Source organism: Neisseria sp. MVDL19-042950, assembly GCF_030504625.1.
GTDB lineage: Bacteria > Pseudomonadota > Gammaproteobacteria > Burkholderiales > Neisseriaceae > Neisseria.
Genome location: NZ_JAUKWH010000001.1, coordinates 115,807 through 140,685, shown reverse-complemented (window position 1 = coordinate 140,685; position 24,879 = coordinate 115,807). Strand labels below are relative to the sequence as shown.

The following is a 24,879-nucleotide window of genomic DNA, read 5'->3' as shown; positions in this document are numbered from 1 at the left end:
CAAATAAAATTTTCAATATCAGGATCACCTGAAAATACCATAGAAACCCTTGCAAACCTTTACTTCCAACGTATCTTTACATTACATACCGCTTGATTGAGTATCTATCTATATGATATGTCTGAATTACCTGTATTGCCACGCTGTGAATTACATCCTTATCTAAAGATTTTGCAAAGATCCTATAAATGATTTTCAGACGGCCTTTTACCTAAATAACCAAAAAGTAATAAATAAAAATTGAAAATTGAATTTGCTTTTTGGTAAAGCCGAACATATAATCGCCGCAAACCGCATAGGTAAGGAATTTTTATGGATACCGTAGAACGGCGCCGCCACAATCTACGCCAATGGATAGCGCGACTTTACGGCGGACAGCAGGCACAATTTGTTGCCGCTACCGCCATCAATCAGGGCGAATTGTCCGCCCTTTTGAAAAACAAATCATTTGGTGAGAAAAAAGCCCGAAAAATCGAGCAAACCGCCGGTATGCCCGCCATGTGGCTGGATACCGACCACGGCGACACGCCCACCGAAGATGCCACACACACATCAGAAACGAGCACAAAAATGAGCCACATCTCCCCTATTTCCGAAATTCTCGCCGACATCAAGGCCGGTAAAATGGTGATCATCACCGATGCCGAAGACCGAGAAAACGAAGGCGATCTCTTGATGGCCGCCCAATTCGTTACGCCCGAAGCCGTCAATTTTATGATTAAGTACGCCCGCGGCTTGGTATGCCTGCCGATGAACGAAACCATGGTCGAAAAACTCGGCCTGCCGATGATGACCCAGAAAAACGGAGCGCAATACGGTACCAATTTCACCGTATCCATTGAAGCGGCCCACGGCATCTCCACCGGTATTTCCGCCGCCGACCGCGCCCTCACCATCCAAACCGCCGTTTCCCCCAATGCCAAACCCGAAGATATCGTGCAACCCGGCCACATCTTCCCGTTGCGCGCCCAAAAAGGCGGCGTACTCGTACGTGCCGGCCATACCGAAGCCGGTGTGGATTTGGCTCAAATGTGCGGCCTGATTCCCGCCGCCGTTATTTGTGAAATCATCAACGACGACGGCACCATGGCACGCATGCCCGAATTGCTGAAATTCGCCGAAGAACACAATCTCAAAATCGGTACCATTACCGATCTGATCGAATACCGCAGCCGCACCGAAAGCCTGCTCGAAGAAATGGGTGATATGGCCGTACAAACACCGTGGGGCGACTTCCAACAGCATGTTTATGTAGACAAACTTTCCGGCGAAACCCATCTCGCGCTGGTTAAAGGCATGCCCGAAACAAGCAAAGAAACCCTTGTGCGCGTGCACGAACCTTTCAGCGTAATGGACTTCCTGCAAACCAATCCCCGCCATTCATGGTCGCTGCCCGCCTCGCTCCAACGCATCCAGCAAGCCGAAAGCGGCGTGATTATCCTGCTGCACCGCACCGAAACCGGCGCAACCCTGCTCGACCGCACCCTGCCCAAAGGCATGAGCCAAACACGCAAATGGGACAGCAAAACCTACGGCATCGGTGCACAAATCCTCGCCAACCTCAACGTAAAAAAAATGCGCGTGATGGGAAAACCTTCATCGTTCACCGGCTTAACCGGCTTCGGCTTGGAAGTAGTCGGGTTTGAAGAGGCGGACGACAACTCGGACATTTAAACGCCCGAAACCCGCAATCCGACCGCCGACAGTTTTTTCAGACGGCCTGTTTAAGATACGAGGCCGTCTGAAAACATCATCAAAAGAGAAAGCCATGCACATCCAATCTGCCAAACAATACGCCGCTCCGACCTTGGTGGCCGGCTGCGTCATCTTCGGATTGGGCAGCCTGATTGTTAAATTCGTGCCGGTCGGCGCGTATGCGATTGCATTTTGGCGACTGGCGGTTGCGGCGGTTATTTTTGGGCTGCTCACCCGTTTTTTCGGACAAGCGTTCCCTAAAAAGAAACGCACCGCCTGCTTCGCGCTGCTTTCCGGCGCATTTCTCGGCTTCGATCTTGGCTTGTGGCATGAAAGCATCCGTGCCGTCGGCCCCGGCATTTCCACCCTGCTCAACAGCTTGCAGATTTTTTTTCTTTCCGCCATCGGCTTTTTCTTTTTCGGCGAACGTTTGGGCAGGCTGCAAATATTCAGCCTGCTTCTGGCCGTTATCGGTGTCGCCCTGATAGGCAGCCCCGAGCTCGGCCGCAACAGCCACGCCGTTTGGGGCTTGGTGAGCGGTATCGTGTCGGGGGCGATGCTGGCGTTATCAATGGTATTTATCCGCAAAACCCATCAGGAAGAAAAAGCGGCGTTGTTTCCGATAATGTTCCTACTCAGCATCGGCGGCATGGCGGCTGTTTTTCTGCCCGCATTGATGTGGGATGCCGACAAGTTCTACCCCGAAACCCTGCGCGACATCAGCCTGATTCTGATATACGGCGTGGTGATGCAATGCTTTGCATGGGGGCTGATTACTTATGCGATTCCGCTGCTTTCCCTTTCCCTCACCGGCTTGCTGCTGCTCAGCGAACCGGTGGCCACTTTGGTTATCGACTACTTTTGGCTGCACAAACCGATTAGCGCATTGCAATGGTGCGGCGCGGCATTAACCCTGTCGGCGATTTATCTGGGCTCGCCGAAGCCCAAAACCCGCCCCGCCTGAAGCCGTGCGAAAGCCTGCCGAATCGTGTAAAATCCGCATCTAACTTCCCATCAGGCCGTCTGAAAACATGAACAAATTCGCCAACGCCCTTTCCACCGCGCTCGGCCGCTGTATCGCCGCCAAAACCGTTACCGAAAACGGCGAGCCGGTCGGTTTCATGTACCGCGAAGCAGCGGTGTTCGACAACGACAGCGGCTGGCGTTTTTTCAGCGGCAACGAAACCGACGAATACACGCAAGACCCCGATAATTTCACCGTGTGCAACCTCAGCGACATTACCCGCAACCACCCCGTTGCCGGCGATTTCATCGGGCAGGCGGCAGGCACGGCATGGGAAGCGGACGGCAAAGGCGGTTTTCGCGCAGTTGAAGACTGGCAACCGGAAGACTGATTTTCACCGCCCCCTCGAACACGCAAGCCGTCTGAAACTTTTTTCAGACGGCCTCAAACGCCCCTTTTCAAAACCTTGATACCGAGAGTGACATTATGAATATCATCCAACCCAACCTCAACGGCACCCATCTGCGCATCGGCATCGTGCAGGCGCGTTTCAGCAACGAAATCGGCAACGCCATGCTGAAAGTCTGCGTCGGCAAACTGAAAGAGCTGGGCGTAGATGCCGACAACATTACCGTTGCCACCGTACCGGGCGCGTTGGAAGTGCCGATTGTGCTGCAAAATCTGGCATCTTCCGACAAATTCGACGCATTAATCGCCATCGGTGCTGTTATCCGCGGCGAAACCTACCATTTCGAGCTGGTGGCAAACGAATCCGGCGCAGGCGTTTCACGCGTTGCCATGAGCTACAACATTCCGATTGCCAACGCCATTTTAACCACTGAAAACGACGAGCAGGCACACGCCCGCATCGAAGAAAAAGCGGCCGATGCCGCCGTGGTCGCCGTGGAATGCGGCAATTTGGTCAACCTGCTGCTGTCGGAACAGTTTGAAGAAGACGACGAAGAATAAAACGGTTTCAGACGGCCTCAATGCTGAAAGAAGCCGTCTGAACACCCAACCCTAAAAGGAATATCCATGAAAACACCCCGCCGCCGCGCCCGCGAGTTTACCGTGCAGGCACTGTACCAAGCCGCCATCACGCAGGCTTCGGAACATGAAGTTTCCAAAAACATCCGCGAGAGCAGCGAATTTAAAAAAGCCGACGGAGAGCTGTTTACCAAACTGTTTTTCGGCGCATATGCCAACACGCGCGAATACATGCGCATCATCCGCCCGCTGCTCGACCGTGATGAAAACGACCTCAGTCCCATCGAACGCGCCGTGCTGCTGATGGCCTGCCACGAGCTGGCCGCCATGCCTGAAACGCCGTATCCGGTAATCATCAACGAAGCCATCGAAGTAACCAAAACTTTCGGCGGCACCGACGGGCATAAATTTGTCAACGGCATTCTCGACAAACTCGCCGCGCAACTGCGCCCGAACGATCCGAAACGCAACTGAAACTTCCAATGCGGTAAAAGGCCGTCTGAAAACTTTTCAGACGGCCTTTGTTTATGGTTTGCGACAATCAATACTGCACGGTCCAGCCCACGCTTTCACCGCCACGCATCGGCACCAGCACTTCGTTTTCTCCGAACGGCACTTTCGGCGCAACCAACTGGGTTTGTTTCACCAGCGTGATTTTGCGCGGATTTTCCGGCAGGCCGTAGAAACGTGCGCCGTTTTGCGAGGCAAACGCTTCCAACTTATCCAATGCCCCTGCATTTTCAAACACTTCGGCATACAGCTCGATGGCTGTGGCCGCACTGAACATGCCCGCACAGCCGCACGCGGTTTCTTTGGCGGAACGGGCGTGCGGCGCGCTGTCGGTACCTAAAAAGAATTTGTGTGATTTATCGCCGGTAATCGCCTCCACCAAAGCTTTGCGGTGGCTCTCGCGTTTCAGCACCGGCAAGCAGTAATGGTGCGGGCGCACGCCGCCTACCAACAAATCGTTGCGGTTCATCAGTAAATGTTGCGGGGTAACGCTGGCGGCCACGTTGTCGCCCGCCTCCATTACCAAACGGGCGGCATCGGCAGTGGTGATGTGCTCGAATACCACTTTCAAATCAGGCACTTTCGCCAACACGGGCTTCATCACGCGCTCAATAAACACGGCTTCGCGGTCGAAAATGTCGATTTCGGGGTCGGTTACTTCGCCGTGCACCAAAAATAATATGCCTTGTTTAGCCATTTCTTCGAGCACGGGAATCAGCTTGAACAAATCGGTTACGCCCGAATCGGAATTGGTGGTCGCCCCCGCAGGATACAGTTTAAACGCCACAATGCCCGCCGCTTTAGCTTCGCGCACAAGCTCCGGTGTGGACTTGTCGGTAAGATAGAGCGTCATCAGCGGCTCGAACGTACTGCCCGCAGGCAAAGCCGCCATAATCCGTTCTTTATAAGCCTGCGCGTCGTCCACGCTGACCACCGGCGGTTTCAGGTTAGGCATAATCACGGCGCGCCCCATCTGGCGGGCGGTGAACGGCAGCACGGCTTTCAAAGCCTCGCCGTCGCGCAAGTGCAGGTGCATATCGTCGGGCTGGGTAATGGTCAGGGTTTGCATGGTTTTCCTTTGTTTCAACATGATTTACCGGAGGCCGTCTGAAAAACGGTCGGCACGGCCTAATCTTTTTCAGACGGCCCGAACGGGCTAATTTTCCGCCGGTTGCCGTGCAAAGAACAACGCGGCTTGCACGGGCACATAGTCCGACGGAGAAGTGTTGGCGGTTAACAAAGCACGTTTTCCGTCTTCAAACTGCCAAGCATACGTTAAGCGGCGGAATGGGAAAATCGAAGCGGCGGCTTCATCGCTGTGAAAGCGGGCTTTTACTTTCGCACCGGCTTGTTCCGCCACAGCCGCAAACTGCTTGCGCACGGCGGTTTCGTCTGTGACAACGGTTTTCACGCTGCAACCTTCGGCATTCGTATTCAGGTAAAACACCGTGCCGTTACGTTCCGTCTGCCACACGGTTTGTACGTTCCGCTCCATCATGCCGTGAGGCAGTTTTTTCACGGCTTCGGCATTCAATCGGGTGAATTGCTGCCGCTCCGCCCATTCCGCCACCTGCGCCGCATCGCCGCGCCATGCCGCACAACCTTGCGCGAACAACTGCACAATTTCGGCGGCAGCCGCTTCTTTCTGCGCCTGCGGCATGTCGCCGCCGCACGCCGTTAAAGCAAACGCAACGGAAAGGCTGACGACAATCGGGCGCATGTTCAGACGGCCTTATTTGTGCTTCACAACCAATTGGAATACACCGTCTTCGCGCACGGAAGATTCCAGCAATACGTGCCCGGTTTGGCGGCAAAAGGCGGCGAAATCGTCGGGTGCACCGTGATCGGTGGCCAGCACGGTCAGCACTTCGTCGGTCTGCATCTGCGCCAAGGCTTTTTTCGCCCGTAAAATCGGCAGCGGGCATTTCAACCCGATTACGTCTAAGGTTTGTGTCGTCATGAAAATACCTGTTTTTCGGTTATTCTTTATTATATAGCGAAAAGGCCGCTTCTTTTTAATTATCCTCTTTTAACAAAACGGGTTGGTTTGCCTCCGCCCACCTTTTGCGCCGGTTGCGCCTTTCCCCTCTCACCCCCTACAATGACGGCTGTTTTGAACCCACGGAGAAGCCCATGCGCCGTTTTCTTCTGTTGGTGCCGGTTTTGGCCGCCGCCCACGCTTTTGCCGCGCCGCACCACGATAAGGACACTTTAACCAATTCCCGCTATCAGGAAAGCACGGCCGAAAAAGCCGCCCGCGAATTCAAAGAAGCCGACGTTGCCCTGCCTGCTTTTCCCGACACCCGCAACGGCGGCTGGTTTGATATTTACGTTAACAACACTTATACGAAAAAGCCGAAAATCCTGCTCGACAGTATCGCCCTCGCTCCCGACGGCACCGTGCGCTACGTGTTGAATATCCAATCGAAACAAGGCTATGACAACTTGAGCAGCGAAGGCATATTCTGTGCCGGCACTTCGTTTTCTTTAAAAGAAAGCCAACGTTCGTCGTTCAAAGTATTCGGCTACGGCGATACCGTAAACAAACGCTGGATTACTCCGCGCAACGGCGAATGGAAACCCATCGGTGCCATTCTGAATACCGCCGACCCGGTACGCGGCGTGCTTTACCGCGCTTTCTGCGAAGACGGCAAACCTGAAAACGAGCAAGCGTTGCGCGAACGGGTTATCCGTCGCGCCGGCAGCCGCTCTCTTTCCGCCGGCAATCCTTATAAATAACACCCGATACCGACAGGCCGTCTGAAATATTTTCAAACGGCCTATTTCTCGATTTATGGACTACCACCTTATCCCCCTGCTCGTTTTCGGCTTTCTCGCCGGCCTGATGGATGCTGCCGTCGGCGGCGGCGGGCTGTTGCAGATTCCCGCTTTATTCAACACCCTGCCCGCCTCCGTGCCGGTTACTTCGGTGATAGGCATCAACAAATTCGCTTCGTTCAGCGGCACGTTTACCGCAACCACCCAATTTATCCGCAAAATCCCCGTGCCGTGGAAAATGCTGCTGCCTGCCGCTGTTTTGGCTTTTATCGCTTCATACGGCGGAGCGAAATTGGTCGCTTACGTGCCCGTGCAATACCTCAAACCCGCCATGCTGGTGATTATGGCGGTGATGTTCGTTTACACGTTTTTCAAAAAAGATTTGGGGCAGGCGGTGCGCACTGCCGCGCTTACCCGCAAAGAAACCGCGCTGGGGCTGTTTTTCGGCGTGTTGATCGGCTTTTACGACGGCCTCTTCGGGCCGGGCACCGGCAGCCTGCTGGCTTTTGTGTTCGTGCGTTTTTTCGCCTACGATTTTCTTACTGCCACCGCATCGGCCAAAGTGATCAACCTCACCACCAATCTGGCCGCGCTGTCGTTCTTCATTCCCCACGGCCATATCGTCTGGGCATGGGCGTTGCCGCTCGCGCTGGCCAATCTGAGCGGCGGTATAGTGGGCACGCATCTGGCGATACGCGGCGGCAGCAAATTCCTGCGCTATGCCTTCATGGCGTTGCTGTGTGTGCTGATCGGCAAGTTCGGCTGGGATTTGCTGCATACGGCTTATTAAAACACCGAGGCCGTCTGAAAAGTTTCAGACGGCCTCGGTCATCGCTTAACATACGGCACCGCGCATCAACGGCTTTTACGCCCTTCGGTATGCCACCAACGCCACAGCACCAATCCGGCACCCAGCAGCAAGCGGTGTTTCCAACGCAGCGGCAGAAACGCGCTCTTCCACAATAAATCGCTTGAAGGCAGACCGTCGGCAAGGGAAACAAATTGGGTGAACTTTGAATCGATGTGTTTTTGCTGCTCGCGCTCTTTACGCAGTTTCAACTGTTCGGCAGCAATTTTCAGGCGTGCCAAATTTGCTTTCAGTTCGAGCAACTCGCGCTCTTCAGACATTCTACTCATTATTCTCCCTCCGGTAATTTTCCGCTTTTCCGCGCAGATAGGCGATGTCCTGACGCAAATCGTTCAGCGTAGCGGCAACTTGTGCGTTTTTATTGTTCCATGTGTTGATGATCCATGCCGTCAAACCGACGATAACCAGCAGGCATCCTCCGGAAATGCCGAAAAACACCCAGATTTTAGCGGTATCGCTCAACACATGATCCAAACCGAACAACAGGCTGATGATGCTCAAGGAAAACAAAGCGCCGATAAACATAATGGCGGCCAATATCCGCAACAAACTGCCCGCCTGCTCGGTAAGATCCAAACCCAGAATCTGCACGCGCAATAACAGCAAATCCACGCCCTGACCGAGCAAAATTTTAAAATGGCTGATGTTTTGTTTGACGTTCATATCGTTCCCTTTTGAGGCCGTCTGAAAAGATTGCCTTTATTTTACAGGAATATAACTGCACCGCAATTCAACTGACACCGCCGAATCATGCTTCGGCGACAGCCTTTTGCATGAACGGCTTTTCGACAAAAGAAGGCCGTCTGAACATTCAGACGGCCTTCTGCCATCAATTAGCGGCGGTTCAGCAAAATACCGACCACCAAACCGGCCAATGCAGCGAAACCCATTGCGTAATAAGGTTTTTCCTGCACCAGCTCATCGGCTTGTTTGGCGGTGTGTTTCACTTTTTCAGTTGCCTGCTCTTCAAAATCACGCAGTTTCGATTTGGCTACGTCGAGCTTGTCTTGCAGCTTGACTTTCAAAACTTTGGCTTCTTCCGAACCGGCTTCCACCCCGCTGTTATACAGCTCTTCTACATCGTCCAAAACGGAACGGATGTCTTTCATTAACGCTTCTTTTTGTGCTTCAAATTCTTTTTTCATCATACTCTCCTATTCTATGCGTTTGGAAATGGTTGGGAAAAGTCGGCGGCAGAAACTCTTGCCGTTGACAATGATACAGATTAGCCTATTACGGCCGTATTTCAAGTTGATAACGGGATATTTACAAATCATTTCTTAATTTTAAAAAGGCCGTCTGAAAATCATTTTTCAGACGGCCTCCCGATTTAAACGGTTTTAACCGTTATCCGCACGTTTTGCGGATAACCCGCGCACGGCAAAATAACTTGCCCTTTACGGGCAAGCACATCGAACACTTGCGAAACAGGCTGTAAAAATCCGCTTTTTTCCGCCGATTCGGCAGCATCTTCCTCGAAATGCTTCGATTGCATATCGACAATAATCTCAGCCGAAGGATTGCTGCCCGCCGTGGTGCCGATCTGCCACCAAAAGCTGCCTTCCGGCTGCGTTTCATCCGCCCTTATGCGCTCGTACGCCCATCCGACCAATGCGGTTTGCCGCGGATGCAGCAGCAAGTCGTTCACCGCCAGCCATAACGGTTGCCAATACGTGTGCGGGCTGACCAGCAGAAACACCGACGGGCCGTCGCAACCCAGCGTCTGGGCCGTCTGAAACGTGGCGGCATTGTTTAAAGCAGCCATAAAATCCAGCGGGCTGGGCAGATTGTCATTCAGCAACCGGCTGAAAGTATCGGTGAATTTGCTCGGAGAGCTGAACGGTGAAGCCAGATAAATATTGCTTTCCGCCGACGGATTAAACGGTAGGGTGCCCGCCGAAACCAGTTGGCTGAAACGGCTCATGCGGCGCGCTTCCCTGCCGTGCTGCTTGAGGTAGCGGCGCAGATCGATGCCGTCGGTTTCGGTAGCGGTATAACTGTGCTGTGCCTGAATCCAGAAAGTGTGTTTCATAGCATATTCCTTTTCAGACGGCCTCACACCATTCCGACACCCAGCCGATATTGCTGCCACCGAAACCGAGGAAATAATGCAGGCACAGGCCGTCTGAAACGGGTTGGCCGTGTGCGGTCGGCAAATCGGTGTAATCCGCCGCATCCGGCAGTGCGGGGAAACGGCCGTTTTGGATAAAGCGCAACATCAGGGCGGTTTCAAGTGCGCCCGCCGCGCCGAGCGGGTGGCCGGTATAAGGTTTGAGAATCAGGCGGTAACTGTGCGGAAGCATTTCGCGCAGCACGGCTTCTTCGGCTTCGTCGCCGATTCCGCCCGTGGCATGCACTTTAACGGTTTGAATCTGGGCGGCATCTACGCCCGCCTGCTTCAGAATACCGGCAATCAAACGCCTTAAAGCATCATCGCTGCTGTTGGTGAGGCTTTCGTGGTCGGTAAGGCTGCTGATGCCGCTGATGGCATAATGCCTATTGCCGCCCGGCTGTGCGGATAACGCAACGCAGGCCAAACCTTCCCCCAGAATAATGCCTTGCGGATCGGCCAACGGCAGGCTGTGCGCCCCGGAAGACAAAAGCTGCATGGCTTGGAAATGCTCGAACGTAAAGCGGTTGAACATCTCGAAGCCGATAACCAATGCTTTGTCGGCAAAACCGTTTTCAATCATTTTACAGCCGTAACCTATGGCTTGCGCCGAGGAGGTGCAAGAGGTGGCAAAGCTGTAAACATGGGGATTGTTCCAACGGCGGCGCAGATGCTCGCTGATTTCGTTCGGCGGATAGGCATAAACATCCTGCCCGCTACCAAAACGGCTTTCCTGATCGGACACCACATAAGCGGTCGACCCGATTAAAATCGGCACGCAGCCGAGCTCTTCTTCCTCCCAACCTGCTGCCGAGGCCGTCTGAAGCATGTGTTTTTCAAGCAACGCAAACAAATCGGGCAAGGTCAGCAAATCCTGACCGAAAGCCTTGAAATAAGGCCATTCGGTTGTTTGGCCGAGCATTTGCGAAACCTGCACGGCGGGCGGCTTGATACTGCCGTTCGGCGGAAAAGCCGCTTCGTTCTCGCCCTGTGCGCATACGAAACTGGCTCCGGTAACATACACGGCCATATGCTACTCCGTTTGCCCGGCACGGATAAATGCGGCCAGATCGCGCACGGTCATCATGTGTTTGCGCACCATGCGGTCGCCGTTCAAACGCACGCCGTAGCGGGCCTGCAAAGCAACGCTGATTTGCAGCGCGTCGAGTGAATCCAAACCGATGCTGCTTTTGCGGCCGAACAGCGGTTCGTCGTCCTGCCAAGCGTCGATATCGAGGTCGTCCCTTTCGCTCTCCCGCGCGATGAGTAGTTTCAATTCCCGCTCGAGCGCGGGGGAATCTGTATTAACCGTATTGCCCATTTAAAATCTTACCTGTGTTCTTAATTGATGGCGGTATAAAAGCGCGGCAACCGTTAATGCGGCTACGCCGAACCCTGCCAGCAACAAAAGCTGTGTGTGAATCTGCATCAGCGAATAATGATTCAGCAGCAGATTCTGAAATGCCGTAAGCGCCCAGCCCATCGGCGAAAACTGTGAAACCGTCTGCATAACTTCGGGCATCACATACACCGGCACCATAATGCCGCCCAACGCCGCCATAATGATGATGCCGCCGCCGCCCAGCACCACGGCGTGCTCGGTGGTGCGCGCAATCACGCTTACCAGCAAACCGTAGCCTAATGCGGCCAAACTCACCGCCGAAGACAGCGCCGCATAAGACAGCAGGCCGCCTGAAAGCTCGAATGCGGGCATGTTCAGATGCGGCAGCACGAAATAACCGAGTGCCACCATGCCGGCAAACTGCAACTGGTTGATGACGAAATAAGGCACCAGCTTCGACACAATCAGCTTCCATGCCGAAGCACGCGCCATGCGCAAACGGGTGATGGTGTTGGTTTGCCGTTCCATCGCCATGACGTTGGAAAGCGGTATCATAATAAAAAACATGCCGAAAATCAGCCATGCGGGCACGCTGTGCTGCACCGAGTTGGGCTTGGTTACCTGTGTGCCCTGTCGGTTGAGATACACTTCTTCCCACAAATCCTTGTCCAGATAGTCGTTGATTTCGGCGAATTTTTTATCCAAATCTTCGTTTACTTTGTTTTGGATTTTTTTAATCGGCGCGCGTTTGTTGTTCTCAAGCGTAACGTGGTTGCCGTCGAGGAAATGCGCCAACCGCTCTTCGGTGTAATGTTTCTGCAAAACGCCTTTCATACCCAGCAGCCACGAGCGGTCTACGCTCGGGTTCAACCACAATTGCAGCGGTTTTTCATCAGTCAGCGCGGTTTTGCTGCCGTTGGGGTTGACCACCAGCAATTCAAACCTGCCTTGCTGTAAGGCCGTCTGAAAGTCGGCAAGCTCCGACGGTGCGGCCTGTTGCACCGCCAGATTTTCGGCTTGCAGGGCTTTGACGAAATCCTGATTCAGTTTGCTGTCTTTTTCGCCGATAAACACGATATTGCTGCGGTGGTTCAACTCGTCTTCATTGCTCAACGCCGCCGACATAATCAGCATAAACAGCACCGGCATCACAAACAACACCGCCACGCCGTGCAAATCTCTACTCAACAGCTTGATTTCTTTAACAATAGAAGCAATCAGCATGTTACCTCCGCCTGATTGCGCAAGAAATCGAGATAAAACGATTCCAACGATGCAAAACCGAATTGGCAGGCAGTTACCGCATAACCTTTTTCCTGCAAAAACACCCACACCGGCTCGGCAGTTTGCGTTTCAATCCGCACGGCTCCGTTCGCTTCCCGTTTGCCGTTTAAGACGGCCACATGCTCATCGCTCAGCGGCGGCTGCGTTTGCACGCTTAAACCAGATCGGCCGTTTTGCTGCAAAATATCCTGCACGCCGCCTTGATAAATCATTCGGCCGTGATTCAGCAATACCAGATTTTTACACAACAATTCAATTTCTTGCAGGTAATGCGACGTATAAATAACGGTTACGCCCCTCCTGCCCAGCTCCGCCACGCTTTCCAGAATAAACCGGCGCGATTCGGGGTCGATGCCGACGGTGATTTCATCCAGAAAAATCAGGCGTGGCCGGTTGATTAAACCGACGGCGAAATTCAAGCGGCGTTTGAGGCCGCCTGAAAGATGCTTCGCCAGCTTGTTGCGGTGCGCTTCCAAGCCTGTTTCTTCAAGTAACTGCTGCAAATGCGCTTTGTCTTTCACGTCATAAAGCGCGGCAAAAAATTTGAGATTGTCCCAAACGCTCAGTAAGGGATAAAAGGCAAAATCTTGCGGCACAAGGGAAATTTGGTGCCGCTGTTTTTTACTCAGGCGCGCGAACGGCACGCCGTCGAAAGTAATCTGCCCCGACTGCCCCGGCTGCAAACCCGCCAGAAGCGACATCAACGTGGTTTTCCCCGCCCCGTTCGGCCCCAGCAAACCCAAAGTTTCACCCTCGCCGATTTCCAGCGAAACACCGCGCAAAGCCGGCACTTGCGCGTTTGGATATTGATGGGAAAGGTTTTTTATTTCTATCATAAAAATTTATATTATTTGAATAGCCCGATCAATTGAAGGCAACTGATGGCGACCCCTAAAATCACAAATGTAATATTTACTTTATCCTGTTTTTTCTTATCTATTTCTTTTTGTTTTCTCTCTTGCTTTTCGGATTGCAGATTTAAAATATAGTGGATCATTGAAACCTTTTGATCCAATTCACTCTTTAATTCGCTAATTTTTAAAATGCCGCTGATACGGTTCCACGCTTCAACCGAGGCGGAATTTTTACTGAGTACCGGCTGGCAAAAAAAGAACTTCACATAGAAATAAGAAATTTTTTCATATAAAAAATGTAATCGGGAAATATCTTCCGGTTTTCCCAACTTGGCCAACTCGTTACCGAATTTTTCCAATACGCCTAAATAAGCGTATGCCAGCGCTACCAGTAAAATATAGCGTTCCAAATAAGCTCTTTGCTTTGGTAATTTGGCCAAAAACGACAATCCTCTTCCATCAAAATGGCCATAATGTGATCTCGTTTCATAGAAATCATCGAACTTTACCGCTTTTGATTCACGGACAATCAACGATAAATGTTCTATATATTTTAGAAATTCATCATTTATTTGATGATCTTTCCTCGAATCGCCTTGTATTTGGCCATCATAAACAAAACATAATCGTGTGATTTCATCATATTTTTTGAAATTCAAGTCCGTGTTTTTCAATATTCTCGAACTGTCATCTTGGCAAAAAGCAATATCTTCGTCTTTATCTAATTCATTAAATTTAATATAAAATTCTTGCCGGTATAAATCATCGTCTTTAAAAAATATTAATTTCCAATTTCCCCGCGCATCCTTTGTAAACTCACTGTTATTCAAAATAGAATGATGAAGGAATTTGATTTCTTTTTCATCAATCTTTAATTTTTCTCCATTAAAATCCAATGAATCTAAAGGCTTATAAACCCTAGTTAAGAATAATTCCGGCTCTCTCACAACAATCCTCTCCTAAGCTGATTACAAGACAGTAATTTCTATTTTTTTTTTTTTTTGTATATTCGTTTCCGGTTATTATTTTATTTGATTCGATTTCGGGTATTTTTCAAATCCAACCACAATTTTTCTTCCGCGTCAGCAATTTTCCGCAAAAAGTCAGCCGTTTCCCGATAGCCGTTTTCAGACGGCCTTTTGCATTGCTTCACACACAAACTTGCGAATTTGCGCCATTGGTCTCCAATGGCCGTCATGCGTTGCGAGGCCGTCTGAAAAGCAGGTTCGCCGCAGATGTCGGCGGCTTGCTCGAGAAAATAAGCATAAAGGTAGCGGAAACCTGCGCCGCCGGTGCCGATTTCTTCCTGCATGCGCACGATATGGCCGAGATAGAGTTTTTTGTATTTTTCCGATTTGCCGCTGCCGGCAAGTTTTTCAATTTGTTTGGCCACCGTACGGATGCCGCGCACACCAACGAAAAACACCGGCGCAAGCATCTGTTTGGCGTTTTTGCCAACTGCCTTGCGAATCAACCGCGGCAGCTCGGCAGACCAGTTTTCAGACGGCCTCGAACCATCGATGGTGTACATCAAGCCTTTGGCGGCCAATGCGCCTTTGGCAAAACGCGCTCGCTGCAAATCTTCGGCGGCGCAACGTTGCACGGTTTCAAACACAGGGTCGCTGATTAAATAATCGCCGTCTTCCTTGTCGTACACCAGCAGATTGTGGGCATTGAAATGAAAACGCATCTCTTCGGGGAAATACGGCAACCAAAACACGGAAGTCTGCAAGCCGACGAGTTTGCCTGCGGCAAGAGCCTCGTCCAGCGCCTTCCGCCCCTGTTCGGCTGATGAAAACTTGCGCATATTCAACCGTATGCCCAAATTTTTACAAGTGTTTTTGATGATGCCTTTCGGCGGCATGCGGTAGGAAATCAGCGGCATGCCCGCCAATTTGACCACGGGCAGATAAACAAACGTGAGGGCGGAAGCCAATCCGAAAATCATGGCTTCGTTTAAATCGTAACCGTGGTGCTTGAGTAAGGTAGACATCACACCGCTTTCGCAGTGGGCCGTGTGCTGGTGGTGGAATTCGATCATGGTTCGAGGCCGTCTGAAAGCGGCTGGCGCAAGGTGGAAACATCAAGCTGCAAGGCTTGGGCGTATTTGCTTAAAGTTTTGTTGTTGAGTTTGGCAAACACTTCCGGCCGGAAATGCCGCCTTATCTGCCAACGCCACAAGCCTGCGGATTGGGCGAGGCTGCTTTCGTCGTGGCGGTAGCGGTACATATAATAATAAAGTGGCGAACGTTCGCCTTTTAAGACGGCCTGCAACGCCTGTTCGGTCAATTCGTCCAATTCCGCTACGGCCTGCTCAGTGGCGAATGCTTCGTCCTGCCAGCCGCTGCTGGTGGCGGCTTCGTAATGGCCGTCGCGCGTGCCGTAGATGATTTTCTGATGGCCGTGATAGGTTTTGCTCTCGTCTTGCGGAATATCGTCTACTTTCATACCGCCTCCAGCAACATGAAACAGGTGGAAAACCGCCCGCTTTCGGGGATATAGCACAATATTTTCTGACCCTTTCGCAGCGGGAAAGTGCGTATGAATTCTTCAAGGATGATGTAAATCGAGGCGGAACCGGTGTTGCCTTTTTCGTACAGGTTGGTAAACCATTTTTCCTGCGGAATCGGAAAACCGGCATTGACCAAGCCTTCGGCTACACGGTCGCGGAAAAAGCCCGACGAATAATGCGGCAGGAACCAATCGATTTCATCGGCCTGCAAATTGTATTTCTGCTTGATACGCTGCAAAGGCTTTTCTACGGTGTAGCGGACAATATTTTCGTTGAGCAGTTTGACATCCTGTTTGATGGCCATCAGGCTGTTTTTCTCGCGGTAATCGGCATCGACGCTTTTCCAACTGACAAACCCGCCGTCTTTCACTTCGGCACCCGCATACATGCACACGGGCATTTCGTTGGCATAGGAAAGCAGGTCTATCCAATGGATTTTAAAGCTGAGGCCGTCTGAATTCGGGCGGTTGCTCAAATAAACCGCACCTGCGCCGTCCGAAAGCATCCAGCGTAAAAAGTCTTTTTCAAAACCGATTTCGGGGCGGGCGTTTTCAAGCCGTTTTTGCGAGGCTTCGCTGCGAAAGTTTTCGCCGCGCATCACGGCGGAAGCGGCTTCTGAAGCGGCAGCGACGGCATGTCGGTGTTCACCCGTGCGCACGGCGTTAAACGCATGTTTCATCGCCGCCATGCCCGCCACGCACACGCCGGACATGCTGGCTACTTCGCAAGCAGGCGCATCGGGCAGCAAGCCGTGTACCATCACGCCGTGCCCCGGCATAATCTGGTCGGGATACGATGTGCCGCACGCCAAGCAGCTTACTTGTTCGGCCTGTATGCCTTGTTGAAACAGGCGTTTGACAGCCTCGGCGCAAAGCTCGGTGTTGGTATGGGTGGCTTTTCGGGTAACGGGATCGATGGCGTAATAACGGTGGCGGATGGCATTGGATCGCAGAATCATTTTGCGCACGCGGGAAGGCACATCGCCAACCATGCCCAAAATATGCTCCATTTGTTCGTTATCCACCGGCCCGTTCGGCAGGAAGGCAGATACGCGGTTGAGATAAACGTTTGACAAGATGCTCAAATTATTCCCCTGAAGGCCAGCCGTATTGTTGCTTCTGCATTTGGATTTTGTTTTTCAGCAGAGGGGCAAACAGGCTTTTCAATAATGCGGTAACGGGCACTACGGTAAGGATAACCGCCACCAAAAAAACGATATAAAAACACAAAATCCCTTTTCTCAGCAAAGGGGAGATTTTTCCGGCGGCAATCAAAAGTTTGCCCCAGAGGTAAAAACTGCGGTGTGCGAAGCGCTCGCTCAGAATCAGTTTTTCATTGATTTTTACCGCACCCATATTTTGCAGCAGCGTTTCGTCCAGCGGTTTATCGGCTTGTAAGGTATCGGCAATTTTCTGCCCGAAGCGCGCGGCATCGGCTATTTCTTCGTCGCTGATGCCGGCACTCGGCAGCCACGACACTGGCTTTTTGTTGCCGGTCAGCATCCACGCCGGCGTAGTGATGAAGCTGGCGGCACTGCCGCATTGGTCGGTTTTCACCACATTCCCTACCAGCCGCGCTCCTGCGTGCTGCAACAGCTTTTTCATTTTTTCCTGCGCCATCAGCCACATATTGCGGCAACCGATTAATGTAACCACCGGCGTATTGTTTAAGACGGCCTGCGCTTCCCTGCTCTGCATGAAAGCGGTAACCGGCTGGGCGGGCGATAAAAACCAAACGCTGTAAGCGATCACCACCAAATCATACCGTTCACGTTGGAACTTCAACGGCTCAATGGCCTGCGGCTGCAAGTGTACGGTTTCGGGAAAGGTGTTGAAAAATTTCATAAACCGCCACGGAAATGCAAACGCCTGCCGCGGTTTGATTTCCAAAGTTTCTACACAAATATCGGAATGCTGTTTCAAAGGCGCGGCAAACTGCTCGGTCAGCTTTTGCAGTTGCCCCGTTTGCGAATAAAAAACCACCAGAATATTTTTCGTGTGTGCTGCCGTTTCGGTGCTACTACCCATAATGATTTGTTTTTTCAATTTGTTAGGTGCGGAAAGTACGCGCATTCTAATTTTGGCGGAATGCGTTGTCAAACGTTTGGGAAATGTAAAGATTCCAATACGGAAGGCATATTTTTATGTTTAAACGTTTTTCAGACGGCCTGAAACCGTTACTTTTACATTTATGATGAGGCCGTCTGAAAACACCGCCATACCTTCGCGCAAAAATACGGCAGGCTTCAAACCTGCCGTACCTATCAGACAAACCGCTTCAATAACGGGCATCTTTGGGCTTATCGCCTTTCGGCCAGTCGTTTACTTTACCGGCGAAATCCGGCCGCGGTTGATGGGTAAAGTATTCGGCGATGTCTACCGCATCCTGCTCGCTGAGCAAATTGCCTTCACCCCACACACCGTGGGTTTGCACCCCCATCGGCATGGCGGCTTTGAGGAAGGCGGCCGCTTTGTAGGTACGCGCCATCCCCGCACCGATATTGAAGGATTCGTCGCCCCACAACGGCGGGAACGCATAATAACCGCTGCTGTCGCGCTTGCCTTCGCCGTTGCTGCCGTGACAGGAAGTGCAATACTGCCCGTACAGCACCTTGCCGCGCTCGGGGTTGGGCACAAGGTCGGTATTGATCGGCACAGCGTTCACAATATCCACCCGCTGTCCTTTAGGCACGTCCTGCCCCAGCCATTTGATATAGGCAATCATAGCCTGCATCGCTTCGCTGTCTTTGGGCAGGGGTTTGCCGTTCATCGAACGCCGGAAGCAGCCGTTGATGCGGCCGGTCAAATCGATTTCTTTACCGGGGCGCGGCATCACGCGCGGATAGCGGTTGTAAGTATTGATATAAGGGTTGCCGCCGGGCACCTTGCCTTGCGCGATATGGCAACTGCTGCAATTGAGGTGGCTGCCCACGTGGTCGGGCAACAGGCGTTTGGTTTCGTTCATCAACCGCTGGCCGTAGCGGATTTGCTCCGCATTGGGTTGTTTGTCGATATCGCTGTCGGACGGCAACGTATATTCGCCCACAACCTTTTTCTGATCGCCCTTACCGGTTACGATCGGATAACGGACAGCCTGCTCTTCGGTGGCTTTCGGTTGGTCTTGGCACGCAGTTAATCCGAACAAAAACAGGCAGGCGGCTCCCAATAAAGAAAGTGTTTTATTCATGATGCTCTCCCGATGCTGCCTGCGGCACGATATTGGGTGCTTTGCTTCTCACAAAACGGCGGATTTCGGCCACATCGGCCTTGTTGATTTCCGGCGCTTGGTTCTGCCAACCGTTGCGGATAAAGTTCGCTAAGTCGGCGATATCCTGATCGCTCAAATACCTGAATCCGGGCATGCTGAAAGCCATGGGATCATGCTTGCTCTGCGGCATGCGCCCGCCTTCAAGGGTTATTTGGATGACCGACTGGGCATCATCGGCATACACGGCGCTGTTGTTATTCAGTGCCGGGAAAACACGCGGCACGCCGTTGCCGTCGGCGCGGTGGCAGACGATACAGTGCTCGGCATAAAGCAAGGCACCGCGGCTGCTGTATTTACCGCTTCTCAACATGGCCGTAGTAACATCTTCGCGTTTCGGCAATTCCGCTTCTTTGCCGGGCGCGGGCGACAAGGTTTTCAGATAGCTCGACAAGGCTTTGAGGTCTCCATCGGTCCAATACTGCGTACTGTGTTCCACCACATCGGCCATTGCACCGAATGCCGCGCTGGTACCGGTACGCCCGCTTGCAAAAAAATCCACCAATTCGGCTTCGGACCAAGAAGCCAACCCGCGCGCCTCGCCGCGCAAACTCTTGGCCCTCCAGCCGTCGATAACCGCTCCGCTCAAGAAGTGGCTGCCGTCGTCGCTGAGGGCTTTTTCCTGATAAGCGATACCGCGCGGCGTGTGGCAGGCTCCGCAATGGCCAGGGCCTTCAACCAAGTATTTGCCGCAGTTGATATGTTCGTCGTAACGGCTGTCGGCCTGAAACCGACGCTGCGGCGCAAATAAAGCCTGCCAATAAGCCAGCGGCCAGCGCCAATTTAAAACCGGCGGCAAGGTGCTGCGGGCATTCTGTTGGGAAACAGGTTTCACGCCGTGCATAAAATAAGCATACATCGCCTGCATATCGGCTTCGGGCATAATCACATACGAAGGATAAGGCATGGCCGGATACAGCAGCGCGCCGTCCGAACGTATGCCGTGTTGCACGGCATTTTTAAATTGCTGATAGCTGTATGAACCGATACCCGTCGCTTTGTCGGGCGTGATATTGGTGCTGTAAACCGCACCCAGCGGCGTTTGCATGGCCAATCCGCCCGCATAAGGTTTGCCCTTGGGCGCAGTATGGCAGGCAAAACAGTCGGAAAGCCGCGCAACATATTCGCCACGCTTGATGAGGGTTTGATCCGCGCTTACGGCGGCTTGTGCCGGAACGACACGGTTATGGGTAAGCCATTCGGCTCCGCCGTATGCCATGCCGAACAACACCGCCACCGCCAAAGCCGTTTTGGTGAAGGTTCTCATTAAGTGCTCCTTTAGGTGCGTTCCTTTGTAGAGCCGTGTTTCCTTTTGACGGTAACTGCAAAAGAAATCTCGGCTGTGCCGTTATTATTTTTGGTGTGTGCGGCTTACTGCGTTTTTTATTTGTTATCATATTAACATATAATATTAATACGATGTTAAACAACCTCATATTTTTCAATATTTTTTATTACAACAATGTCTTAATTCACCGTTTCTCTCTCTGTCTTTCAAACCGTATTGTTTTTCATTTTTCTTAAATATTCAAATATTACCAACTTTCGTTCTTTACCAAATTTTAGGAAAAGCGATGTCAGAAATAGATTTCGGCTGCGTCTATTCGGTTACATTTTTCGTAATGACGGCATTACCGGTAAAACGATAGGATACGTTTTCGGCAACTGTTGATGCCGTCGCTAACATAAGGATGAGAATCATGAAAAAAATCATACCGATGTTCTTCGCTGCACTGTTGGCCGGACAAGCGTTGGCTGCCGATTTCCAACCCTTCCAACAGGCAAAATTCGATGCCCTGCAAAAAGACGGCAAGCCGGTATTGGTTGATATTTATGCCGACTGGTGCCCGGTATGCCACCGTCAGGAGCAAGTGTTAAAACCCATGCTGCAAGAGCCCGAGTTTAAAAATCTAACCGTGCTCAAAGTAGATTTCGATTCCCAAAAGCAAGAAGTCAAGGCATTCAAAGCCAACCGCCAAAGCACGCTGATTCTGTTTAACGGCGGCAAAGAAGTGCGCCGCAGCGTCGGCGAAACCAATCCGCAACGCCTGCGTCAGTTTGTAACTCTGCCGCACTAAGGAGTAAAGATGGACATCAGCATTACCGTATTGGCTTTGAGCCTGCTGGCGGGCGTACTTACCACCCTGTCTCCTTGCGTGCTGCCGATTTTGCCGATTGTGGCTACTTCGGCTATGGCCAAACAGAAAATCGGTTTGTTTGCATTGGCTTTCGGCATGGCCGTGTCGTTTACTCTGGTCGGCACGGTAGTGGCTTCGGTGGGCTTGGCATTGGGCTTGGACAGCCAATATTTACGCTACGGAGCGGCGGTGTTGATGTTGCTGGTGGCAATCTGGCTGCTCAATACCCGCTTGCAAGGCTGGCTGGGACGTTATACCTCGGCACTTAGCGGCCGCGGTGAGGCATGGTTGAGCAATTTCAACCCCGAATCGGGGCTCGGACAACTGGGCGTAGGTTTGCTGCTCGGCATGGTTTGGGCACCCTGTATCGGCCCGACTTTAGGTGCGGCCATTGCTTTGGCCAGCCAAGGCGAAGCCCTCGCCAGCGTAGCGGTAGTGATGATGGTGTTCAGCTTGGGCGCGGTGGTTCCTTTGATTATCATCGGCTTGCTGTCGCGCCAAGTATTCCGTCAAAAACGCGAAAAACTCGCAGCCATCAGCAACACCGGCCGGAAGGTAATGGGTTGGAGTTTGCTGGCGGTCGGTTTGCTGGTTCTTTCCGGTTTTGACAAGCAATTGGAAATCTTGCTGGTTCAGCTTAGCCCCGAATGGCTGACGGATCTGACCACCCGTTTTTAAAGTGTAGTCATATATTTATTTTGTTGGCGAAAGGCCGTCTGAAAACATACTTTCGGGCGGCCTGAAACCTTTTACATTCCTTTTACATCATACTACGCCGAAAACCACGATAATAACGCCCGACAAACCGAATCGGCTGCGACACCGTTTCACAGCCCGCACATACGAACATCATGATTCGCGTTTAATCGCCAATATTTTAAAAACATATCGGAAAACTTATGAAACACTTACCCAAACTGATTTTAGGCGGCATGATCGCTGCCGCCGCACTCTCCACTCACGCCGAAACCCGTGCCGTAATCGACACCAATATGGGCAAAATCGAGCTTTCACTGGACGAGAAAAAAGCTCCGAAAACCGTAGCCAACTTTGTCAACTACGCCCAAAAAGGCTTTTACAACGGCACGATTTTCCACCGCGTTATCGACGGCTTCATGATCCAAGGCGGCGGTTTTACGCCGGATCTGACCCAAAAGGCTACCGACAAAGCCATCAGCAACGAAGCCGACAACGGCCTGAAAAACACCGTCGGCACGATTGCCATGGCGCGCACCGCCAACCCGAATTCGGCCACCAGCCAATTTTTCATCAATGTGGCCGACAACGACTTCCTGAACTTCAAAAGCAAAACCATCCAAGGCTACGGCTATGCCGTGTTCGGCAAAGTAACCAGCGGCATGGATGTGGTGAATCAGATCGCCAAAACAAAAACCACCGATCAGGCATACTACCAAAATGTTCCGGTTAGCCCGATCGTGATCAATAAAGTAACCATTGTTAAGTAACAATGCTTGAGAGGCCGTCTGAAAAGTTTTCAGACGGCCTCTCAACTTGATATGTCCGCTTACCGGATTCTATTTGCCGCTGTGCAGCACCCTCACCGCTTCTTCAAATTCGCCTGCCAGAATCAACGGCAGGTTTTTCAACGACTTCGCCACCGCTTCGTCTATCAGCGCACGGTCGTCGGCACTCGGCTTGTTTAACACATACGACACCACCAAATTGCGGTCGCCCGGATGGTCGATACCCAAACGCAGGCGGTAGAAATTCGGCGTGCCGAGCCGCGCCTGAATGTCTTTCAAGCCGTTATGCCCGCCGTTGCCGCCGCCGAGTTTGAAACGGATGCGCCCGCACGGGATATCCAGTTCGTCATGCACCACTAAAATTTCTTCGGGCTTGATTTTATAAAACTGGGCAAGCGCAGCCACGGCTTGGCCGGAGCGGTTCATGAAAGTATTCGGTTTCAACAGCCACACTTCGCCTTCGGGTCGGGCGACACGCGCTACTTCGCCGTAGAATTTCTTTTCTTCCTTGAAATGGGCTTTCCATTCCCAAGCCAGTTCGTCTAAAAACCAAAAGCCCGCATTATGGCGGGTGTGGACGTATTCGTTTCCGGGATTGCCGAGGCCGGCGATGAGTTTGATTTGCGGCATGATGTATTCTTAAAATATATTTTTATCGGTTGCGGCCGTCTGAAAACGGTTCTTCAGACGGCATGTTTACGCTTCTTCGTTTTTCGACTGCACCCGCAGACGGCGGGCTTCTTTCGGGTCTATCAGCAGCGGGCGGTATACTTCCACGCGGTCTTTATCGCGCAGCACGGTATCGTCTTTTACCGCTTTGCCGAAAATGCCCAACGGCGCTTTTTCAACATCGGCATCGGGAAATTCGGCGGCGATACGGCTTTGCAGCACCGCCTGCCGCGTCGTGGTACCCTCTTCCACCTGCATGGTTTCGAGCAGTTGTTTCTCCGCCGTGCCGTAAGCGATTTCGATTTCAACCATAGCGGCGGTCCGCCTCTTTGATAAATGCGTCCACCAACGTGCCGGAAAGGTGGTTGAACACCGGCGAAATCAGCGCGGAAAGCAGGCTGCTGGAAAAATCGTATTGCAGCCTGAATTCGATTTTGCAGCAATCGTCGCCCAGCGGAATGAATGTCCAAGTGCCTTGCAGGGTTTTGAACGGCCCTTCGAGCAAATCCATGCGGATTTCGCGCCCGGGCACGTTGTGGTTATGCGTGGCGAAAGACTGCTGCACTTTCATGTAGTCCATGAAAAGACGTGCCTTCAACTCGTTGCCGTTGCGCTCGATGATTTCGGTTTTGCTGTACCACGGCAGGAACTTGGGGTAGTCCTCTACTTTATCGACCAGTTCGAACATCTGCTCGGCGCTGTGCAGCACCAATACGTTTTTCTCTACGGTTTTCATGGTTTTTGGGGCAGGCGGAAAAGCCAGCATTATAAACGAAACGCCTGCAGCTTGCAGGCGGGTTTGCCGCGCCGCCTGCGTTTTCAGACGGCATCGGATTCCGGTTTTCCTTTATATCGAAATGAAACAGGCCGTCTGAAAACTGTTTTCAGACGGCCTGCCGGTATCCCGGCTCCAACCCGTTAACGGTGCGGCCTGCGCTGGCCTTTCATCTGTTGTTGCGCCATTTGGTTCATTTGCTGGCGGGTCGGGCGTTTTTTCATCATCTCATGGGCTTCGTCCACCGAACAGTTTTGCGACATGCAGATGATGGTAATCACGTCTTTCTGGGCTTGGCCGCCGCTGTGATACATACGGCGCAGGTTGGCTTCGTTGACGCGGCCTTTTTCGGGGTCGATGTCGAATTTTTTCAGGCGTTCGAGAAACTGGCGTTGCTGGCGGCGCGAAGACCAAATCAACCCGCCGACAACTCCCGACATGATGCCGATGGCCAATAGAATGGCAACCGGCCATGAATCGGTAAACAGCACGAGTATCAAACTTAATACGGCAGTGGCCAGCAATGCAAGTCCGCCTAAGCGGAGTTTGGTTTTATTATCCATATGTTTGTGTTTCCTTGAAGAACTTGGTTTTTCAGGCCGTCTGAAAGCGAACTTTGTGAGCTTTACCAAAACGAGCGCGGGT

The 24,879-nt window shown here is 52.1% G+C and carries 33 protein-coding genes; 10 read left to right on the top strand and 23 right to left on the bottom strand.

Annotation, left to right across the window (positions count from 1 at the left end):
• The first annotated feature begins 312 nt into the window (after window positions 1-312).
• The 5 genes from ribBA to nusB all read left to right on the top strand — a co-directional run bounded on the left by ribBA (window position 313) and on the right by nusB (window position 4,120).
• Window positions 313-1,674 (top strand): bifunctional 3,4-dihydroxy-2-butanone-4-phosphate synthase/GTP cyclohydrolase II, encoded by a 1,362-nt coding sequence (gene ribBA / locus Q0X97_RS00700; protein WP_302065355.1) that lies wholly within the window; start codon window positions 313-315, stop codon window positions 1,672-1,674.
• 94 nt (window positions 1,675-1,768) lie between these two features.
• On the top strand, window positions 1,769-2,659 hold the full coding sequence (locus tag Q0X97_RS00695; protein ID WP_302065354.1) for a DMT family transporter: 891 nt from the start codon (window positions 1,769-1,771) through the stop codon (window positions 2,657-2,659).
• 67 nt (window positions 2,660-2,726) lie between these two features.
• Window positions 2,727-3,050, top strand: a complete 324-nt coding sequence (locus Q0X97_RS00690; protein ID WP_302065353.1) for a DUF2185 domain-containing protein — start codon at window positions 2,727-2,729, stop codon at window positions 3,048-3,050.
• A 95-nt stretch (window positions 3,051-3,145) separates the two neighbouring features.
• Complete coding sequence (gene ribH / locus Q0X97_RS00685) at window positions 3,146-3,628, top strand: 6,7-dimethyl-8-ribityllumazine synthase (protein ID WP_302065352.1); 483 nt, start codon at window positions 3,146-3,148, stop codon at window positions 3,626-3,628.
• 66 nt (window positions 3,629-3,694) lie between these two features.
• The gene (gene nusB, locus Q0X97_RS00680; protein WP_107929315.1) at window positions 3,695-4,120 is read left to right on the top strand and encodes a transcription antitermination factor NusB; all 426 of its coding nucleotides are present in this window, start codon (window positions 3,695-3,697) and stop codon (window positions 4,118-4,120) included.
• A gap of 67 nt (window positions 4,121-4,187) precedes the next feature.
• Here the strand turns inward: nusB and pyrC are convergent, their stop codons facing one another.
• The 3 genes from pyrC to Q0X97_RS00665 all read right to left on the bottom strand — a co-directional run bounded on the left by pyrC (window position 4,188) and on the right by Q0X97_RS00665 (window position 6,116).
• Entirely contained in the window at window positions 4,188-5,225 is a 1,038-nt protein-coding gene (gene pyrC, locus Q0X97_RS00675) for a dihydroorotase (RefSeq protein WP_302065351.1), read from the bottom strand.
• Window positions 5,226-5,312: 87 nt separating this feature from the next.
• Window positions 5,313-5,876: a hypothetical protein gene (locus tag Q0X97_RS00670; protein WP_302065350.1), complete on the bottom strand. Its 564-nt coding sequence runs from the start codon at window positions 5,874-5,876 to the stop codon at window positions 5,313-5,315.
• A gap of 12 nt (window positions 5,877-5,888) precedes the next feature.
• Window positions 5,889-6,116, bottom strand: coding sequence for a sulfurtransferase TusA family protein (locus tag Q0X97_RS00665; protein WP_302065349.1), 228 nt, complete (start codon window positions 6,114-6,116; stop codon window positions 5,889-5,891).
• Window positions 6,117-6,289: 173 nt separating this feature from the next.
• Between Q0X97_RS00665 and Q0X97_RS00660 the strand changes: the two genes are divergently transcribed.
• Window positions 6,290-6,895, top strand: a complete 606-nt coding sequence (locus Q0X97_RS00660) for a CNP1-like family protein (protein WP_302065348.1) — start codon at window positions 6,290-6,292, stop codon at window positions 6,893-6,895.
• A 55-nt stretch (window positions 6,896-6,950) separates the two neighbouring features.
• Window positions 6,951-7,724, top strand: a complete 774-nt coding sequence (locus tag Q0X97_RS00655) for a TSUP family transporter (RefSeq protein WP_302065347.1) — start codon at window positions 6,951-6,953, stop codon at window positions 7,722-7,724.
• A 65-nt stretch (window positions 7,725-7,789) separates the two neighbouring features.
• Here Q0X97_RS00655 and Q0X97_RS00650 read toward each other — a convergent pair whose 3' ends face one another.
• The 16 genes from Q0X97_RS00650 to Q0X97_RS00575 form a co-directional block, all read right to left on the bottom strand.
• On the bottom strand, window positions 7,790-8,071 hold the full coding sequence (locus tag Q0X97_RS00650; RefSeq protein ID WP_302065346.1) for a hypothetical protein: 282 nt from the start codon (window positions 8,069-8,071) through the stop codon (window positions 7,790-7,792).
• On the bottom strand, window positions 8,064-8,465 hold the full coding sequence (locus tag Q0X97_RS00645; RefSeq protein WP_302065345.1) for a phage holin family protein: 402 nt from the start codon (window positions 8,463-8,465) through the stop codon (window positions 8,064-8,066). Before Q0X97_RS00645 ends, Q0X97_RS00650 begins: the two co-directional genes overlap by 8 nt.
• A 170-nt stretch (window positions 8,466-8,635) precedes the next feature.
• Entirely contained in the window at window positions 8,636-8,950 is a 315-nt protein-coding gene (locus Q0X97_RS00640) for a YqjD family protein (RefSeq protein WP_302065344.1), read from the bottom strand.
• A 182-nt stretch (window positions 8,951-9,132) separates the two neighbouring features.
• The gene (locus Q0X97_RS00635; protein ID WP_302065343.1) at window positions 9,133-9,834 is read right to left on the bottom strand and encodes a hypothetical protein; all 702 of its coding nucleotides are present in this window, start codon (window positions 9,832-9,834) and stop codon (window positions 9,133-9,135) included.
• Window positions 9,835-9,847: 13 nt separating this feature from the next.
• Window positions 9,848-10,942: a beta-ketoacyl synthase N-terminal-like domain-containing protein gene (locus tag Q0X97_RS00630; protein WP_302065342.1), complete on the bottom strand. Its 1,095-nt coding sequence runs from the start codon at window positions 10,940-10,942 to the stop codon at window positions 9,848-9,850.
• 3 nt (window positions 10,943-10,945) lie between these two features.
• The gene (locus Q0X97_RS00625; RefSeq protein WP_302065341.1) at window positions 10,946-11,233 is read right to left on the bottom strand and encodes a phosphopantetheine-binding protein; all 288 of its coding nucleotides are present in this window, start codon (window positions 11,231-11,233) and stop codon (window positions 10,946-10,948) included.
• Window positions 11,234-12,478 (bottom strand): ABC transporter permease, encoded by a 1,245-nt coding sequence (locus tag Q0X97_RS00620; RefSeq protein ID WP_302065340.1) that lies wholly within the window; start codon window positions 12,476-12,478, stop codon window positions 11,234-11,236. It abuts the gene before it with no gap.
• Entirely contained in the window at window positions 12,472-13,374 is a 903-nt protein-coding gene (locus tag Q0X97_RS00615) for an ABC transporter ATP-binding protein (protein ID WP_302065339.1), read from the bottom strand. The genes Q0X97_RS00620 and Q0X97_RS00615 overlap by 7 nt, the downstream gene beginning before the upstream one ends.
• An 11-nt stretch (window positions 13,375-13,385) precedes the next feature.
• A complete protein-coding gene (locus tag Q0X97_RS00610) occupies window positions 13,386-14,339 on the bottom strand; it encodes a hypothetical protein (RefSeq protein WP_302065338.1) in 954 nt (317 codons plus the stop codon).
• A gap of 80 nt (window positions 14,340-14,419) precedes the next feature.
• Window positions 14,420-15,433, bottom strand: coding sequence for a BtrH N-terminal domain-containing protein (locus Q0X97_RS00605; protein WP_302065337.1), 1,014 nt, complete (start codon window positions 15,431-15,433; stop codon window positions 14,420-14,422).
• Entirely contained in the window at window positions 15,430-15,840 is a 411-nt protein-coding gene (locus Q0X97_RS00600) for a hypothetical protein (RefSeq protein WP_302065336.1), read from the bottom strand. Before Q0X97_RS00600 ends, Q0X97_RS00605 begins: the two co-directional genes overlap by 4 nt.
• On the bottom strand, window positions 15,837-16,982 hold the full coding sequence (locus tag Q0X97_RS00595) for a beta-ketoacyl-ACP synthase III (protein WP_367881723.1): 1,146 nt from the start codon (window positions 16,980-16,982) through the stop codon (window positions 15,837-15,839). Before Q0X97_RS00595 ends, Q0X97_RS00600 begins: the two co-directional genes overlap by 4 nt.
• Window positions 16,983-16,989: 7 nt before the next feature.
• Window positions 16,990-17,931, bottom strand: coding sequence for a dialkylrecorsinol condensing enzyme (locus Q0X97_RS00590; protein WP_302065514.1), 942 nt, complete (start codon window positions 17,929-17,931; stop codon window positions 16,990-16,992).
• A 120-nt stretch (window positions 17,932-18,051) separates the two neighbouring features.
• Window positions 18,052-18,195, bottom strand: a complete 144-nt coding sequence (locus Q0X97_RS00585; RefSeq protein ID WP_302065334.1) for a hypothetical protein — start codon at window positions 18,193-18,195, stop codon at window positions 18,052-18,054.
• Window positions 18,182-19,090, bottom strand: coding sequence for a c-type cytochrome (locus tag Q0X97_RS00580; protein WP_302065333.1), 909 nt, complete (start codon window positions 19,088-19,090; stop codon window positions 18,182-18,184). Before Q0X97_RS00580 ends, Q0X97_RS00585 begins: the two co-directional genes overlap by 14 nt.
• Window positions 19,083-20,435 (bottom strand): cytochrome c, encoded by a 1,353-nt coding sequence (locus Q0X97_RS00575; RefSeq protein WP_302065332.1) that lies wholly within the window; start codon window positions 20,433-20,435, stop codon window positions 19,083-19,085. Before Q0X97_RS00575 ends, Q0X97_RS00580 begins: the two co-directional genes overlap by 8 nt.
• 433 nt (window positions 20,436-20,868) lie before the next feature.
• Between Q0X97_RS00575 and Q0X97_RS00570 the strand changes: the two genes are divergently transcribed.
• From Q0X97_RS00570 to Q0X97_RS00560, 3 genes are all read left to right on the top strand, one after another.
• Window positions 20,869-21,246 carry a thioredoxin family protein gene (locus tag Q0X97_RS00570; RefSeq protein WP_302065331.1) on the top strand — a complete coding sequence of 126 codons (378 nt, stop codon included), beginning with the start codon at window positions 20,869-20,871 and terminating at the stop codon, window positions 21,244-21,246.
• 9 nt (window positions 21,247-21,255) lie between these two features.
• Window positions 21,256-21,984 (top strand): cytochrome c biogenesis CcdA family protein, encoded by a 729-nt coding sequence (locus Q0X97_RS00565; protein ID WP_302065330.1) that lies wholly within the window; start codon window positions 21,256-21,258, stop codon window positions 21,982-21,984.
• 221 nt (window positions 21,985-22,205) lie between these two features.
• Entirely contained in the window at window positions 22,206-22,772 is a 567-nt protein-coding gene (locus tag Q0X97_RS00560) for a peptidylprolyl isomerase (protein ID WP_302065329.1), read from the top strand.
• Between the two features lie 69 nt (window positions 22,773-22,841).
• Here the strand turns inward: Q0X97_RS00560 and pth are convergent, their stop codons facing one another.
• From pth to Q0X97_RS00540, 4 genes are all read right to left on the bottom strand, one after another.
• Window positions 22,842-23,423: an aminoacyl-tRNA hydrolase gene (gene pth / locus Q0X97_RS00555; RefSeq protein ID WP_302065513.1), complete on the bottom strand. Its 582-nt coding sequence runs from the start codon at window positions 23,421-23,423 to the stop codon at window positions 22,842-22,844.
• Window positions 23,424-23,486: 63 nt separating this feature from the next.
• Window positions 23,487-23,771 (bottom strand): RnfH family protein, encoded by a 285-nt coding sequence (locus Q0X97_RS00550; RefSeq protein WP_302065328.1) that lies wholly within the window; start codon window positions 23,769-23,771, stop codon window positions 23,487-23,489.
• Window positions 23,764-24,195, bottom strand: coding sequence for a type II toxin-antitoxin system RatA family toxin (locus Q0X97_RS00545; protein WP_302065327.1), 432 nt, complete (start codon window positions 24,193-24,195; stop codon window positions 23,764-23,766). The genes Q0X97_RS00550 and Q0X97_RS00545 overlap by 8 nt, the downstream gene beginning before the upstream one ends.
• A gap of 182 nt (window positions 24,196-24,377) precedes the next feature.
• A complete protein-coding gene (locus tag Q0X97_RS00540; RefSeq protein ID WP_302065326.1) occupies window positions 24,378-24,797 on the bottom strand; it encodes a hypothetical protein in 420 nt (139 codons plus the stop codon).
• Between the last annotated feature and the right edge of the window lie 82 nt (window positions 24,798-24,879).